The organism is Actinomadura keratinilytica (genome assembly GCF_039539665.1).
In the GTDB taxonomy this organism is placed as follows: domain Bacteria; phylum Actinomycetota; class Actinomycetes; order Streptosporangiales; family Streptosporangiaceae; genus Spirillospora; species Spirillospora keratinilytica.
The window spans coordinates 1-14,413 of the sequence record NZ_BAABDO010000014.1; the positions used below are offsets into that span (position 1 = coordinate 1).

Annotated in this window: 15 protein-coding genes and 1 pseudogene; 10 read left to right on the top strand and 6 right to left on the bottom strand. The window is 75.2% G+C overall.

The features are described 5' to 3' along the window. Nucleotides 1-468 (top strand): hypothetical protein (locus ABD879_RS07385; protein ID WP_425549622.1); only part of this gene is annotated, 468 nt, incomplete at its 5' end. After that, nucleotides 453-755 (top strand): annotated as a pseudogene (locus ABD879_RS07390) (alpha-(1-2)-phosphatidylinositol mannosyltransferase); the annotation flags it as partial. The gene ABD879_RS07385 and the pseudogene ABD879_RS07390, both read left to right, overlap by 16 nt. Nucleotides 756-919: 164 nt before the next feature. On the opposite strand, the gene ABD879_RS07400 reads toward ABD879_RS07390, so the two are convergent. Continuing rightward, nucleotides 920-1,708, bottom strand: a complete 789-nt coding sequence (locus tag ABD879_RS07400; protein WP_345018754.1) for an enoyl-CoA hydratase-related protein — start codon at nt 1,706-1,708, stop codon at nt 920-922. A gap of 247 nt (nt 1,709-1,955) precedes the next feature. Here ABD879_RS07400 and ABD879_RS07405 point away from each other — a divergent pair, with 247 nt between their 5' ends. Continuing rightward, nucleotides 1,956-2,123 carry a DUF3117 domain-containing protein gene (locus tag ABD879_RS07405; RefSeq protein WP_285491870.1) on the top strand — a complete coding sequence of 56 codons (168 nt, stop codon included), beginning with the start codon at nt 1,956-1,958 and terminating at the stop codon, nt 2,121-2,123. Nucleotides 2,124-2,421: 298 nt separating this feature from the next. Then, nucleotides 2,422-3,900: a leucyl aminopeptidase gene (locus ABD879_RS07410; RefSeq protein ID WP_345018759.1), complete on the top strand. Its 1,479-nt coding sequence runs from the start codon at nt 2,422-2,424 to the stop codon at nt 3,898-3,900. 67 nt (nt 3,901-3,967) lie between these two features. On the opposite strand, the gene ABD879_RS07415 is transcribed toward ABD879_RS07410, so the two are convergent. Then, nucleotides 3,968-4,597, bottom strand: coding sequence for a hypothetical protein (locus ABD879_RS07415; RefSeq protein ID WP_345018761.1), 630 nt, complete (start codon nt 4,595-4,597; stop codon nt 3,968-3,970). Then, entirely contained in the window at nt 4,594-5,259 is a 666-nt protein-coding gene (locus tag ABD879_RS07420; RefSeq protein WP_345018763.1) for an O-methyltransferase, read from the bottom strand. Before ABD879_RS07420 ends, ABD879_RS07415 begins: the two co-directional genes overlap by 4 nt. Before the next feature lie 147 nt (nt 5,260-5,406). On the opposite strand from ABD879_RS07420, the gene sigE reads away from it, so the two are divergent. The 5 genes from sigE to ABD879_RS07445 all read left to right on the top strand — a co-directional run bounded on the left by sigE (nt 5,407) and on the right by ABD879_RS07445 (nt 10,279). Further along, on the top strand, nt 5,407-6,162 hold the full coding sequence (sigE, locus tag ABD879_RS07425; RefSeq protein WP_378272030.1) for an RNA polymerase sigma factor SigE: 756 nt from the start codon (nt 5,407-5,409) through the stop codon (nt 6,160-6,162). A 52-nt stretch (nt 6,163-6,214) separates the two neighbouring features. After that, nucleotides 6,215-6,871, top strand: coding sequence for an anti-sigma factor family protein (locus ABD879_RS07430; protein ID WP_345018767.1), 657 nt, complete (start codon nt 6,215-6,217; stop codon nt 6,869-6,871). After that, the gene (locus ABD879_RS07435; protein ID WP_345018769.1) at nt 6,868-7,977 is read left to right on the top strand and encodes a sigma-E factor regulatory protein RseB domain-containing protein; all 1,110 of its coding nucleotides are present in this window, start codon (nt 6,868-6,870) and stop codon (nt 7,975-7,977) included. Before ABD879_RS07430 ends, ABD879_RS07435 begins: the two co-directional genes overlap by 4 nt. Before the next feature lie 91 nt (nt 7,978-8,068). Then, on the top strand, nt 8,069-9,706 hold the full coding sequence (locus tag ABD879_RS07440) for a S1C family serine protease (RefSeq protein WP_345018771.1): 1,638 nt from the start codon (nt 8,069-8,071) through the stop codon (nt 9,704-9,706). 210 nt (nt 9,707-9,916) lie between these two features. After that, nucleotides 9,917-10,279, top strand: coding sequence for a sec-independent translocase (locus ABD879_RS07445; RefSeq protein ID WP_345018904.1), 363 nt, complete (start codon nt 9,917-9,919; stop codon nt 10,277-10,279). A gap of 141 nt (nt 10,280-10,420) precedes the next feature. Here the strand turns inward: ABD879_RS07445 and ABD879_RS07450 are convergent, their stop codons facing one another. Next, a complete protein-coding gene (locus ABD879_RS07450; RefSeq protein WP_345018773.1) occupies nt 10,421-11,560 on the bottom strand; it encodes an Mrp/NBP35 family ATP-binding protein in 1,140 nt (379 codons plus the stop codon). Nucleotides 11,561-11,649: 89 nt separating this feature from the next. On the opposite strand from ABD879_RS07450, the gene ABD879_RS07455 reads away from it, so the two are divergent. Next, entirely contained in the window at nt 11,650-12,156 is a 507-nt protein-coding gene (locus ABD879_RS07455; RefSeq protein ID WP_345018775.1) for a MarR family winged helix-turn-helix transcriptional regulator, read from the top strand. 99 nt (nt 12,157-12,255) lie between these two features. On the opposite strand, the gene ABD879_RS07460 is transcribed toward ABD879_RS07455, so the two are convergent. Both ABD879_RS07460 and ABD879_RS07465 read right to left on the bottom strand, forming a co-directional pair. Next, nucleotides 12,256-12,825 carry a DUF1003 domain-containing protein gene (locus ABD879_RS07460; RefSeq protein WP_345018777.1) on the bottom strand — a complete coding sequence of 190 codons (570 nt, stop codon included), beginning with the start codon at nt 12,823-12,825 and terminating at the stop codon, nt 12,256-12,258. A gap of 154 nt (nt 12,826-12,979) precedes the next feature. Next, nucleotides 12,980-14,299: a magnesium transporter MgtE N-terminal domain-containing protein gene (locus ABD879_RS07465; protein ID WP_345018778.1), complete on the bottom strand. Its 1,320-nt coding sequence runs from the start codon at nt 14,297-14,299 to the stop codon at nt 12,980-12,982. Nucleotides 14,300-14,413 lie beyond the last annotated feature (114 nt).

The window sequence follows — 14,413 nt, forward strand, 5'->3', positions numbered from 1 at the left end:
GCACGGGGCGCCGCCCGCCGGTACGCGGCGGCGGCCGCCGCCGTCATCGCGGCGGCCGTGCCGCCGCCCGCGCGCGCCGACCCGTCGGCGATGGCGGCCCACGTCCTGCGGTTCCCGCTGGGACTGGCGGACGTGGCGTCCCCCGCCGACAGCCCGCTGCCCGGGCACCTGCTCGCCGGCCTCGGCCCGTTCGGGCACACCCTGGCCCTGACCGCGCTCGCCGCCGCGGCCGTCGCGATGGCCGCGTCGCTGGTCGTCCGGCCGCCGCGCGGTCCGCGGGCCGCCGCCGACCGGCTCGCCCTCGGCCTGACCCTGGCGACCGCCCTCATGCCCGCCTCCCGGTGGGGCTACCTGGTCTACCCCGCCGTGCTGGCGCTGTGGGCGCGGCTCGCGGCCGCGCCCCGCCGCCCCGCTCCCCGCCCGGCCGCCGCTTCGCGGGAGGAGAACGACCTGTGCCGCGTTGCCTGATCATCACCAACGACTTCCCGCCGCGCCGGGGCGGCATCGAGACGTCCGTCCACGAGCTGGCGCGCCGCTTCCCGCCCGGCGAGGTCGTCGTCTGCACCTCCGACGAGCCGCAGGCGCGCGCCTTCGACTCCGGGCTGCCGTTCCCGGTGGTGCGCGACCGCGTCCGCACACTGCTGCCGACGCCCCGCGTCGCCCGCAACGCGCGCGCCGTGGCCAAGGCGTACGGCTGCGACCGCGCGTGGTTCGGCGCCGCCGCCCCCCTCGGGCCGCTGGCGGGACGGCTCGGACTGCCGCCCGTGGCGACCACGCGCCCTGGCGGTCAGCGAGGCCGCCGTCGTCAAGCACGTCGGCTCGATCTTCACCAAGCTCGACCTGCACCAGACGCCCGACGACCACCGCCGCGTGCCGGCCGTCCTCACCTACCTGCGCGGCGTGCGCCCCTGACCGGCCCCTAGCGCCCCTCGAAGACGGGCTTCTCCTTCTTCAGGAACGCCTCGGTGGCGTTGCGGTGGTCGGCCGTGGCCGCCAGCCGGTCCTGCAGCTCGGCCTCCTTCTCCAGGCTGGACTCCAGGTCGTGGGAGGCCGCGTGGTCGAGGGCGGCGCGGATGGCCGCGTACGCGACGGTCGGCCCGGCGGCCAGCCGGCGCGCCAGCTCCAGCGAGGCGGACGCCAGCTCGTCGGCCGGGACGACCCGGGCGGCCAGCCCCAGCTCCAGGGCCTGCGGCGCCTTCACCGGCTCGCCGAGCAGCAGCAGCTCGGCGGCCTTGGCGCGGCCCACCATCCGCTGCAGCGTCCACGACATGCCGGTGTCGGGGCCCAGCCCGATGCCCGCGAACGCCGTCACGAACGTCGCCTTCTCCGATGCGACGACCAGGTCGCACGCCCACGCCAGCCCGGCCCCGGCCCCGGCCGCCACCCCGTTCACCGCCGCCACCGCCGGCTTGGGCAGCCCGGCCAGCGCGCGCACCACCGGGTTGTAGTGCCGGCGGACGGTGTCGTCCAGGCCCTTGCCGGAGGCGAGTTTGTCGGCGTGCTCGCGCAGGTCCTGGCCCGCGCAGAACGCCCGTCCCGTGCCGGTCAGCAGCACCGCCCGCGCGCCCTCGTCCGCGGCGGCCCGCTCCAGCGCCGCGCGCAGCGCCTCCTTCATCTCGACGGTCAGCGAGTTCATCGCCTCCGGCCGGTTCAACGTGATCGTGGCCACTCCGTCGGCGACGTCGTACAGCACGCTCTCAGACACCATCGTCCTCACATTCCTCCCGGGAACCTCAGCCAACGATCGGTGAAACCGGAGGCCGCGGGCAAGAGCCGCGCCGCCGCGCGGCGGTCCGCCCGCCCGGCCGTCGCCTCCCCGGTCGCTGATCGTTACCACTTCGCGCCCCGAACACGGGATAATGGACCACTACTGATGACGCGGATGCGACAGGCGGCCACGCGGCCAACGGTGCCCGGAGGCCCCACGCGGCCCTAGGCAGGAAGGGGATGCACGCATGGCGGCGATGAAGCCGCGGACGGGAGACGGTCCGCTCGAAGTGACCAAGGAGGGACGCGGCATCGTCATGCGGGTCCCGCTGGAAGGCGGGGGACGCCTCGTCGTCGAGCTCTCCGCCGACGAGGCCAAGGAGCTCGGCGAGGCCATCAAGCAGGTCGTCGGCTAACTGACGACGCTCGGAGTCCTTGGGGAGGTGTACCCGCGGAGAGCGCGGGCCGACGGCTCCGCGTTGCTCCCCCAGGGGGCGACCCCCTGGCACCTCGTGAGGATTCCTGGTGTGCCGGTCCCGGCACGTCCGGCACGTGCGGTGACGGTCCCCGGCGCCACGCCGGGGACCCGCACCGTGCCGGACGCGATCGCGTGACGGTTCGCGCGGCACTTCCACTACTTCACGACACGCAGGCGGCTCCGCGGGCGGCGGGCTCGCGAGCAGGCCGAACGGCAGGGACAGGGGGATCACCGGCATGCCCATAGAGACCCGGGTCCGCGACGCGGGCGGACCGCCGGTCGAGGCGGCGGCGTCGCTCGGCGCGCAGGCGGTGGCACTGCCGGTCCGCCCCGGGCCGGTCGCTCCCGCCGACGCCCCGCCCGGCCTGCCGTGCTCCCTCGACGAGCTGCTGGCCCTGCACGGCGCCAAGGGCGAACCCGGCGAGGTCATCGCCGCGCCCGCGCGCCTCGGCGACCGGCTCGGCGAACTGCTGCTGTACGGGGTCGGCGAGGCCGCCCCCGCCGACCTGCGCAAGGCGGGCGCCGCACTGGCCCGCCGCGGCCGGGGCCGCGACACGCTCGTCGCGGGCCCTCCCGACACCTCGGCCGACGGGCTGTCCGCCTTCGTCGAGGGCGCCCTGCTCGCCGGCTACCAGTTCACGATCCGCTCCGGCGACGGCGCCGGGAGGGGCAAGGCCCCCCTCGGCACGCTGGCGCTGGCCGCCGGGTCCGCCGACCCGCGCGCGGCCGACCGCGGCGCCGCCCTGGCGCAGGCCGCCGCCCGCGCCCGCGACCTGGCCAACCAGCCGTCCACCGACAAGGGCCCGTCCTGGCTGGCCGACCGGGCCGCCGACCTCGCCGCCGAGGCCGGCCTCGGGCTGCGCGTGCTCGGCGAGAAGGAGCTGGCCGCGGGCGGCTTCGGCGGGCTGCTGGCGGTCGGCTCGGGCTCACCGCGCCCGCCCCGGCTGATCGAGCTGAGCTACGCGCCCGAGGACGCCGACGGACGCCACGTGGTGCTGGTCGGCAAGGGCATCACCTTCGACAGCGGCGGGCTGTCGCTCAAGCCCAACGACAACATGAAGACCATGAAGACCGACATGGCGGGCGGCGCCGCCGTCATGGCGGTCATGGGCGCGCTGCGCGACCTCGGCGTGCGGACCCGGGTCACCGGGGTGGTCGCCGCGGCCGAGAACATGCCGTCCGGGTCGGCCATGCGCCCCGGCGACGTGGTCGCCCACTACGGCGGGCGGACCTCCGAGGTGCTCAACACCGACGCCGAGGGCCGCCTCGTCCTCGCCGACGCGCTGGCCTACGCCGCCGCCGAGCTCGACCCCGACGTGATCGTGGACGTCGCCACCCTCACCGGCGCCGCCAAGGTCGCGCTGGGGCTGCGGCACGGCGCCCTGTACGCCACCGACGACGACCTCGCCGCGGCCCTCACCGCCGCCGGGCGCGCCGCGGGCGAGCCGCTGTGGCGGATGCCGCTGATCGACGACTACCGGCCCGGCATCGACTCCGACGTGGCCGACGTGGCCAACATCGAACGCCGCGGCTTCGGCGGCGGCTCGATCATGGCGGCGCTGTTCCTGCGCGAGTTCACCGGCGGGCGGCGCTGGGCGCACCTCGACGTGGCCGGTCCCGCGCGGGCCACCGGCGACGACGCCGAGATCACCAAGGGGGCCACCGGCTTCGGCGCCCGCCTGCTGCTCACCTGGCTCGCCGCACCGTCCGCCTGAGCCGCGGGCGGCCCCGGCCACCCGCCCGGCCGCGTCACACCCCGCGGCGTCACACCCTGCGGCCGGGTCACACCTTGCGGCGGTCGATCACCGGGATCCGGTGGCGGCTGCGCACCGCCGCCACGACCTCCTTCAAAGACGCGTCCCAGGCCGGGTCCACGGCGAAACACCACGCCGCCGCGTCCCGGGCCTCCGGCAGCGCCGCCGTGGACACGTCCGGCAGCGTCAGCGCGACCAGCAGCGACCGCTGCGCCGTGCGGACCGTCTCGGCCAGCTCCGCCGACGGCAGGAACACCAGGTAGTCCTGCTCGCCGCGGCGGGTGCCCGGCATCCCGCGGCGCAGCGCGCACATCGCCGCCACCCGCGGCCACGGCAGCACCCGGTCGGCGCGGCGCGGCAGCGGCCAGCGCGCCGGACGCCGCACGCCCGTGTCGTCCAGTTCCAGCACGGGCCGCCGCCCCAGCAGCACGCCCACCGCCCGCAGCAGGCCGGCGCCGAACAGGGCCAGCCCCAGCACGCCCACCGTGATGAACATCACGGCCCCGAACCCGGCGCGGCCCGTCACCCCGCCGGCGACGAAGCCCACCGAGGCCAGCACCAGCAGCGCCAGCGCCGCGACCTGACCGGCCGACCGCGCCGTCGGCCGCGTCCGGACCCGGAACACCGCCGCCGCGCCCCCGCCGGCCGCGGCGCTCATTCGCGCTTGACGGCGCACAGCAGGCCGTCGCCGACCGGCAGCAGCAGCGGCACCAGCCGCTCGTCCTCGCGGACCATCCGGTTCACCTCGCGCACCGCCAGCGTGTCGGGGTCGCGGCGGGCCGGGTCGGCCACCCGGTGGTGCCACAGCGCGTTGTCGAAGGCCAGCACGCCGCCCGGACGCAGCAGCCGCAGCGCCGCCGTCAGGTACTCGGGGTACTCGTGCTTGAGCGCGTCGCAGAACACCATGTCGTAGGCGCCGTCGGTGAGCCGCGGCAGCACCTCCAGCGCCCGCCCGACGATCATCCGGGTGCGGGAGGAGCCGAGGCCGGCCTCGGCGTAGGCGAGCTTGGCCAGCCGCTGGTGCTCGGGCTCGACGTCCACGCTGGTCAGCACCGCGTCCGGGCGCATGCCGCGCAGCAGGCAGATGCCCGACACCCCGCAGCCGGTGCCGATCTCCACGACCGTCCGGGCGCCGATCAGCGTGGCCAGGAACCGCAGGGCCGCCCCGCCGGCCGGGCCGATGGGCGTGGCTCCGACCTCCTCGCCCCGCCGTCGCGCGTTCACCAGCGCCTCGTCTTCGGGGAGGTACTCCTCCACGTAGGCCAGGGTGGCCTGAATGGCGTCGATGGCTGCCTCCTCGCGGGACCCCGCCTGGCTCATGTTGGAAAGACATTATCGCCGACCGGGAACCACCCGGCGTTTCAGCACGTTGTAACAGTCGTCGGTCCACTAACCGCCCCAGCCCAGGCGCGACCGTGTCGTTCCAAAGCGAGAGCGTTGGCCACCAGAGAGGAACAGCCCAGCACCATGGGAGTGGCAGCACTTACATTTAAGGGCGCTGTGGGGGTCGGCCCCCGCAAGGGGTTCGGGACCACGGCGGCCACGCGCACCCGCGAGAACGCGCCGGAGGCCGAATGGGCTCCGCCGTCGTGGGACGAGGTCGTGCGAGAGCACTCGGCGCGCGTCTACCGGCTGGCCTACCGGCTGACCGGCAACCAGCACGACGCCGAGGACCTCACCCAGGAGGTCTTCGTCCGGGTGTTCCGTTCGCTGGCGAACTACACGCCCGGCACGTTCGAGGGCTGGTTGCACCGCATCACCACGAACCTGTTCCTGGACATGGCGCGGCGCCGCCAGCGCATCAGATTCGAGGGGCTGGCCGACGACGCCGCCGAACGCCTGCAGGGCCGCGAGCCCACGCCCGCGCAGGCCTACGACGACCGCAACTTCGACGCCGACGTCCAGGCCGCACTCGACGCCCTGGCGCCCGAGTACCGGGCCGCCGTGGTGCTGTGCGACATCGAGGGCCTGTCGTATGAGGAGATCTCTGCGACATTGGGTGTCAAACTGGGAACCGTGCGCAGCCGCATCCATCGGGGGAGGGCGCAGCTGCGCGCCGCACTGGAGCACCGCGCGCCGCAACGCCGCGGTGCCGCGGACCCGGGTGCCGAGGCAGGTGACCTGGCCGCGGCGCTGCCGGCCGCAGCGGCCGCCGCGGGACGACCGGCCACGGGGGACGCGTCGACCTACGCCGGCGGGGCCCCGCGACCGGAGGGCGCATAGGGTTTCGCCACGCGCCGCCGCGCGTGACCGACTTGATCGACGAGGGAGCAGCGTGAGCTGTCTGGGGGAGCGTCTGACCGCGTTGGTCGACGGCGAGCTGGGGCACGACGAGCGCGACCGCGCGCTGGCCCATCTCGCGGTGTGCGCGCGGTGCAGGGCCGAGGCCGAGGCCCTGCGGGGGCTCAAGAGCCGGCTGCGGGGGCTGGCCGATCCGCCCGCCGGCGAGGGCGCCGACGACCTCCCGACGGGCGACTTCGTGGCCCGCCTGAAAGAACTGGGCCGGCAGGCGCTGGACGCGCCCGGCCCCGACGACCTTCCGCCGCCGGCGCGCCCGTCCGGCGGCATGACGCCCGCACCGGCGCGCCGCCGCGGCGGCGACCGCCTCTCCGACCGTTCGCACCGGCCGCTCGACCACCCCGCCCGCACCCGCCGGCACGCCGCCGTCACCGCCGCCGCCTTCGCCGCCGACCCGGTCGGCTGGCCGGACCGGCCCGATGCGGCGCGCTCGCACCGCCGCCGCTACCTGGCCGTCGGAGCGGCCCTGTTCCTCGGCATCGGCACCGCCTCCTACCTGGCGGGCGGCGAGCAGGACGCGCCCGCCGTCAACCCCGCCTTCGACCGGTTCGCCGTGGAGCACGCACTGACCTCCGGTGACGTCCCGATCACCGATCCGCTGCTGCAGGCCGTCCAGACCACGCCGGGGCCGTGACCGCGCGGACCTGGGCCGCGCTCGACAAAGCCGTATTCGCCTGCGGACTGGCAGGCGTCCTGATCCTGGCCTGCGCGCTGACCGGGGACGCCGCCGTGGCGCGGCGTGCGCCCAGCGACTCCGAGGCGGTGCGGCTGCTGCGCGACGCCGCCGAAGCGGCCCGCCGCGTCCCGTATGAAGGCGTCCAGGTCGTCACCACGTGGAACCGCCGCGGCGGCCGCCCCGTCACTTCACGCGTGGACATCGCGCACACCCCGGGGGAGGGCACGTACGTCGGCGACCGCGCGGACGACGGCGGCCGGGCCGCCTACCGGTCCGACGCGGCCGCCGGGCACGGCCCGCTCACCGGGTTCACCGCCGCGATGCTGGAGCTGCTCACCCGCAACTACGCCGTCGTGCGCGCGGACGACTCGTCGGTCTGCGGCCGCGCCGCCCGGGTGGTGGAGGCCCGCCGCCGCGACGGCAGTCCGGCCGGGCGCTTCTGGATCGACGCCGAGACCGGCCTGATGCTGTACCGGGAGCTGCTCGACGGCACCGGACGCACGATCACCGCGACCGGGTTCGACCAGGTGACCATCCCGTCCGGCGGACGCGGCGGCGAGGACGCGCCCGCGCGCGGCACCGCGCTCGGCAAGGCGGCGGTCGCTCCCGCCCGGAACGTCTCCCCCTGGGAGGACCGCCTCGACCCCGCCGAACTCGGCGACCTGCGCGACCACGGCTGGCCGCTGCCGCGCGCCCTGCCCGGCCTCAGCCTGTCCGACGCCCGCCGCTCCACCACCCGCCCCACCGACGGCACCGTCCACCTGACCTTCTCCGACGGGCTGGAGTCGGTGTCGGTGTTCGTGCAGCGCGGCAGCCTGGACGAAACCAGCCTCACCGACTGGAATCGTACTGTCACCGAGGGCGACACCGTCTTCCGGCGACGGGCGCTGCGGCAGTGGGCCGTGTGGGCCGACGACGGCTACGTCTTCACGGTGGTGACCGACGGCCCGGAGGCCGCCGCCGAGCGCGCGGTGGACGCTCTGCCCCACGGCGGAGGGGATGTGCGCACCCGGCTGGGCCGCGGTCTGCGCAGGCTCGCTTCGTGGGGCAACCCCTTCGGATAAGTCTTATGCTCACCACATGCCCCGATGGGCACGATGAGCCTGGATACGTGAACATGCACGGCGAGAACCATGCTCGGTAGGAGAGATGGGGATGACGGAAGACAGCCGCGGACCCGCCAGGGCGTCGGCGCAGGACGACGAGCTGGTCGCCGGCGCCGGGGTTGAGCGGCGGGAGCCCGGCGAGGCGGGGCAGGCCGCGGAGGAGGCCCGGCAGGACGCCCGGGACGACGCGGACGCCGCGGGACGCGAGCAGGGTTTCGCGCCCCCCGATCCGCCCGGCGGCGACGCCTCCTCTCCGGGATCCCGGCCGACCCTGCTGGACAAGCCCGTCGGCGGCGATGAGATGGCTCCGCAGCGGCCCGGGTTCGTCCCGTACGACCAGCACGCCCCCCAGCCCGACCCGTACGCCTGGCCGTCCCAGGGGCACCGGCAGCCCCCGCCGCCGACCGGCCCGCCGGTGTCCACGACCCCGCCGCCGGGCGCGACGCCGATGGGCCCGCCGCCGGGTTCCGGCGTCGGCCCCGGCACCCCCGGAGCCCCGGGCGATCCCGGCGGGCCCGGCCCCTACGGGGGGCAGTTCGGCGCGGCCCCCAACTGGGCCCCGGTCCCCGCGCCGCCGTCGTCCGGCCGCGGCGGCCCCGGCCTGGGCGTCATCGCCGCGATCGCGCTGATCGTGGCGCTGGTGGCGGGCGGTATCGGCGCCGGCGTCGGGGTGATGGCCGCCGACGGCGACGGCGGCACCGTCAGCCTCGGCAGCAGCTCCGACAGCAGCACCGGGCAGCAGAACCGGCCGCCGGACTCGGTCGCGGGCGTGGCGCAGCGGGTGCTGCCCGGCGTCGTCATGATCAGGGTGTCGTCGCCGACCGGCGAGGAGTCCGGGGGCACCGGCTTCATCGTCAACAACGGCTACATCATCACCAACAACCACGTGGTGTCCTCCGGCGGCCGGATCCAGGTGGTCTTCAACGACAAGAAGGTGCTGCCCGCCTCGATCAAGGGCCGCGACCCCAGCTCCGACATCGCCGTGCTGCGCCCCGAGGGCAACCACTCGATGCCCGCGCTGTCGCTGGGCGACTCCAGCAAGCTGGCGGTCGGCGACCCCGTGATCGCCATCGGCTCGCCGCTGGGCCTGCAGGGCTCGGTCACCACCGGCATCGTCAGCGCGCTCAACCGCGCGGTGCCCACCCGCGGCGAGGGCGGCGGCGACGGCTCGGTGCTCAACGCCATCCAGACCGACGCGGCCATCAACCCCGGCAACTCCGGCGGCCCGCTGGTGGACAGCAGCGGCCGGGTGATCGGCATCAACACCGCGATCGTCACGCTGGGCAGCGGCGGCATCACCGGGGAGACGCAGGGCGGCAGCATCGGCCTGGGCTTCGCCATCCCCATCAACCAGGGCCGCCGGGTCGCCGAGGAGATCATCAACACCGGCCGGGCGCGCCGCGCCCAGCTCGGCATCGGCATGGACCAGACCTTCCCCGGCCCGGGGGTGCGCATCCCCGAGCAGGCGCAGGGCGGGGTGCAGCCGCTGGTGAAGGGCGGGCCGGCCGAGCGCGCCGGGCTCCGCCCCGGCGACGTGATCACCAAGCTGGACGGGCAGCCGATCGAGGACCCGTCCGAGCTGGCGGCGCAGATCCGCAGCAAGGCGCCGGGCGACAAGGTCAAGGTCACCTACCAGCGCGACGGCAAGGAGACCACCGTCGAGATCACTCTGGCCGAGGCCAACTGAGCCGGCCCCGCGCGGCCGTCCGCCCGCCTGCCGTGCGGCGGGCGGACGGCCGCCGGGTTGCGGAAACGGGAAATCGCGATAAGCCGCCCGCTCTAGGCGATTTGCCGGGATCGGCCTTGTGTGCGCAGGGGATACGCTGACCGGCGGGATACCCTGTGGTGCATCGGGCCGGGACCGGGCCCGCGTACCCGGCGAGGTGTGGAGGACGGGTTGTTCGACGTCGGACTCGGCGAGATGGTCGTGCTCGTCGTGCTGGCCCTGGTCATCTTCGGGGACAGGCTGCCCCAGGTCGCCGGGCAGGCGGGACGGGCGCTGCGACAGCTGCGGCAGATGGCCAACAGCGCCAAGGCCGATCTGCAGGAGGGCCTGGGCCCGGAGTTCCGGGACTTCGACCTGGCCGACCTGCACCCCAAGACGTTCGTCCGCAAGCACCTGCTGGAGGACGACGACGGGTACGAGCCGAGGTACGGCTCGCGCGGCGGCGTCTTCGACGACGAACCCGGCTACGCCACCGCGGGCGGCGGCGGCCTGGAGTACGGCGAACGGCCGCCCTTCGACAACGAGGCCACCTGAGCCCCACCCCAGACGGCAAGGCCCCGGGACGGCGCGTCCCGGGGCCTTCGACGTGTTCGACGTTCAGGCCTGGACGGGCGGGGGCTCTTACGGCAGGCTCACGCCGCCTGAAGGCTCAGCCGCCGACGTCCGCCCGCCCGCTCACTTGCGCTTGGGCGTGATCCCCAGGGACATGCCGGCCAGGCCGCGGCCCCGGCTGCCGAGGCTGTCGGCGATCGTGCGCAGCACCTTGGCGGCCTCGGCGTCGGGGTCGTCCAGCACCAGCGGGCGTCCGGCGTCGCCGCCCTCGCGCAGCCGGGCGTCGATCGGCACCTGGCCCAGCAGCGGCACCCGGGTGCCCAGCGTGCGGGTCAGCGCGTCGGCGACCCGCTGGCCGCCGCCCGAGCCGAAGACGTCCTGGCGCTCGCCGCAGTGCGGGCAGGCCAGGTACGACATGTTCTCGATCACGCCGACCACCTGCTGGTGGGTCTGCGCGGCGATCGCCCCGGCCCGCTCGGCGACCTCGGCGGCCGCCTGCTGCGGGGTGGTGACGACCAGGATCTCCGCCGACGGCAGCAGCTGGGCCACCGAGATGGCGATGTCGCCGGTGCCCGGCGGCAGGTCCATCAGCAGCACGTCCAGGTCGCCCCAGTAGACGTCGGCGAGGAACTGCTGCAGCGCCCGGTGCAGCATCGGCCCGCGCCACACCACCGGCTGGTTCCCGGCGGTGAACATGCCCACCGAGATCACCTTCACGTCGTGCGCGCTGGGCGGCATGATCATGTCCTGGACCTTGGTGGGCGGGTGCTCCACGCCGAGCATCCGCGGCACCGAGTGGCCGTAGATGTCGGCGTCGACCACGCCGACCTTGCGGCCCTGCGCGGCCAGCGCCGCCGCCAGGTTCACCGTGACCGAGGACTTGCCGACGCCGCCCTTGCCGCTGGCCACCGCGTACACCTTGGTCAGCGATCCGGGCTTGGCGAACGGGATCTCCTTGACCGGCTCGCCGCCGCGCAGCCGGGTCTGCAGCGCCCTGCGCTGCTCCTCGCTCATCACGTCCAGCTCGACCTGGACCGAGGTGACCCCGTCCAGGCGGGACACGGCCTCGGTGACGTTACGCGACAGGGTGTCCTTCAGCGGACACCCGGCCACGGTCAGGTAGATGCCGACGCGCACCGCGCCGTCCGGCGCGATGTCGACGTTCTTGACCATGTCGAGCTCGGTGATCGGCTTGCGGATCTCCGGATCCTGCACCGTGGCGAGTGCCGCGGTCACCTGCTCGGTCGTCAGCTGGGAGGCCATGACTCCATGGTATGAACTCGGTCCGGGGCGTTGCGAATCAGCTCCCCTGGAGCGGACGGCCGCACCGGGGGCGGGAGTAGCATCGGGACGTGACACCGCCGTCCACCTCGATCTCCGCGGAGCTGTCGGTGTGGCGCATGCTGCTGCGCGCCCAGGTGCAGATCTCCCGCCGCCTGCAGGCGGACCTGCTGGCCGACCACGGCCTGCCGCTCGGCTCCTACGACGTGCTCACCCACCTCGGCGCGGCGCCCGGCGGGCGGCTGCGGATGAACGACCTGGCCGACCGGGTGCTGCTGTCGCGCAGCGGCCTGACCCGCCTGGTCGACCGGCTGCAGCGCGAGGGCCTGGTGGCCCGCCAGTCGTGCACCAGCGACGCGCGTGGGCTGTACGCAGTGCTCACCCCGGCCGGGCGGCGCCGCCTGGAGGAGGCCACCCCGACGTACCGGCGGGGCGTCCGCGAGTACCTGCTGAGCCGCCTGGACGAGGACGACCTGGGCCGCTTCGCCGCGATCCTGCGCAGGCTGCTGGACGAGCCGCCGGCCGCGTCCGCCCGCACCCCGCTGACGCGGCACCACGAGGCCACCGTCACCGCCTGACCGCCGCCGTGGCCCGCCGGGACCGGCCACGCGGGGCCGGGTCCGCGGGCCTGGACCCGCGGACCCGCCCCGGCAGCGGCGACCTGCCGGGAGGCGCCGTCAGCGCTTGGGCGCCGCCTCGCCGTTCTGGCGCCGCGGGGCCGGGGCGCCGCCGTGCTCCCCGTTCAGCTCCCTGAGCACGCGCTCCAGCTCCGAGCGCAGGAAGTCGCGGGTGGCGACCTCGCTGACCGCCAGCCGCAGCCCGGCGATCTCCCGGGTGAGGTACTCGGTGTCGGCGATGGAGCGCTCGTTGCGGGTCCGGTCCTGCTCGTACTGCACGCGGTCGCGGTAGTCCTGCCGGTTCTGCGCCAGCAGGATCAGCGGGGCGGCGAACGACGCCTGCACCGACAGCATCAGCGTCAGGAAGATGAACGGGTACGGGTCGAACCGCAGCTCCGCCGGCCCCAGGCTGTTCCAGGCCAGCCACACCGCGATGAACACCGTCATGTAGACCAGGAAGCGCGCGGTGCCCAGGAACCGCGCGATCCGCTCCGACAGCCGCCCGAACGACTCGGGGTCGTAGTGCGGCCGCGGCAGCAGCGACCGGGACGGTTCGCGCGGCTCGTCCAGGCGGGCGCCCACACGCCCCGCCCGGCGCCCGGCCGGCGACTCCCCGCGAAGCTCGATCATCCCGTTCTCCCTCAGCCTTCCCGCGGTCGGTGCGCGTCGTCGTATCCGTCAGCCGGTGTCTGTCAACCGGTACTCGTCCGCCGGCCCTGCCGGTTCCGCCTGCCGGCCCTGCCGGTTCCGCCTGCCGGCCCTGCCGGTTCCGCCTGCCGGCGCCCTACCCGTCGGCGCCGGGCCGCCCGGCGCCGCGCAGCGCCTCCTCCTCCGGGTCGGGGCGCTCGGCCGCCGCCACGTCCATCGCGTTCTCCCGCCAGTCCTGCGGCAGCAGGTGGTCGAGCACGTCGTCGATGGTGACCGCGCCGAGCAGGTGCCCGTCCTCGTCGGCCACGGGCGCGGCCACCAGGTTGTAGGCGGCCAGGAACATGGCCACCGCCTGCAGCGACACGGTCGGGCGCAGCGGCGCCAGATCGGTGTCGACGATCCCGCTGACCAGCGTGGACGGCGGCTCGCGCAGCAGCCGCTGGAAGTGCACCGTGCCCAGGTACCGGCCGGTGGGCGTGGCGGTGGGCGGACGGCACACGTACACCTGCGCGGCCATCGCCGGGTTCAGGTCCGGGTTGCGGATGTGCGCCAGCGCCTCGGCCACGGTGACGTCCGGCGACACGATCACCGGATCGGTGGTCATCAGGCCGCCCGCGCTGTCCTCGGCGTAGGTCAGCAGCCGCCGCACCGGCGCGGCGTCGCGCGGCTCCATCAGCGTCAGCAGCCGCTCGCGCTGCTCGGTGGGCAGCCCGCCCAGCAGGTCGGCGGCGTCGTCGGGACCCATCGCCTCCAGCACGTCGGCGGCGCGGTCGGCGTCCAGGGCGCCGAGGATCTCGATCTGGTCGTCCTCGGGCAGCTCCTCCAGCACGTCGGCCAGCCGCTCGTCGTCGAGGGCGACGGCGACCTCGGCCCGCCGCTTCTCCGACAGCTCGTGCACCACGTTGGCCAGGTCGGCGGGCTTCATCCGCTCGAACGCGGCGATCAGCCCGGCGGCGCCCTGGCCGTGCTCGACGGCCGAGAACCCGGTGACCGCGTTCCAGTCCACCACGAACACCTCGCCGCGGCGGCGGCGCAGCCCCCGGCCGCGGCCGCGGCTGACGGCGACCTTGCCGACCAGCCAGTCCCGGGTGCGGGTCGGCTCCATGCCGACGTCCACGACCTGCACCTGCTCGCCGGTCTCGGCCAGCGTGACGGTGCGGTCGAGCATCTCGGCGATCACCAGCGTCTCCGACTCGCGCTGCTGGAAGCGCCGCATGTTGAGCCGGCCGTCGAAGATGACCGCGTCGGGCTCGATCATCATCACCCGGGTGATGGGCAGGAACACCGGACGGCGCGAGGCGACCTCCACCACCAGCCCCAGCACGCGCGGCGGCCGGTCGCCCAGGCGCAGCGCCACCACCACGTCGCGGACCCGTCCGACCTGGTCGCCCACCGGGTCGAACACGGCGATCCCGGCCAGCCGCGCGATGAACACCCGCGTCGGAGTCGCGCTCATGACACGCAGGCTACCCGCGATCTTGACGTTGATCCGGACGGTGATCCGACCTTGCGAAGCGGAGTTCCACCGGCATGTCACATCCGCGGCGGCCGTTCCGTCTTCGGGGGTGAT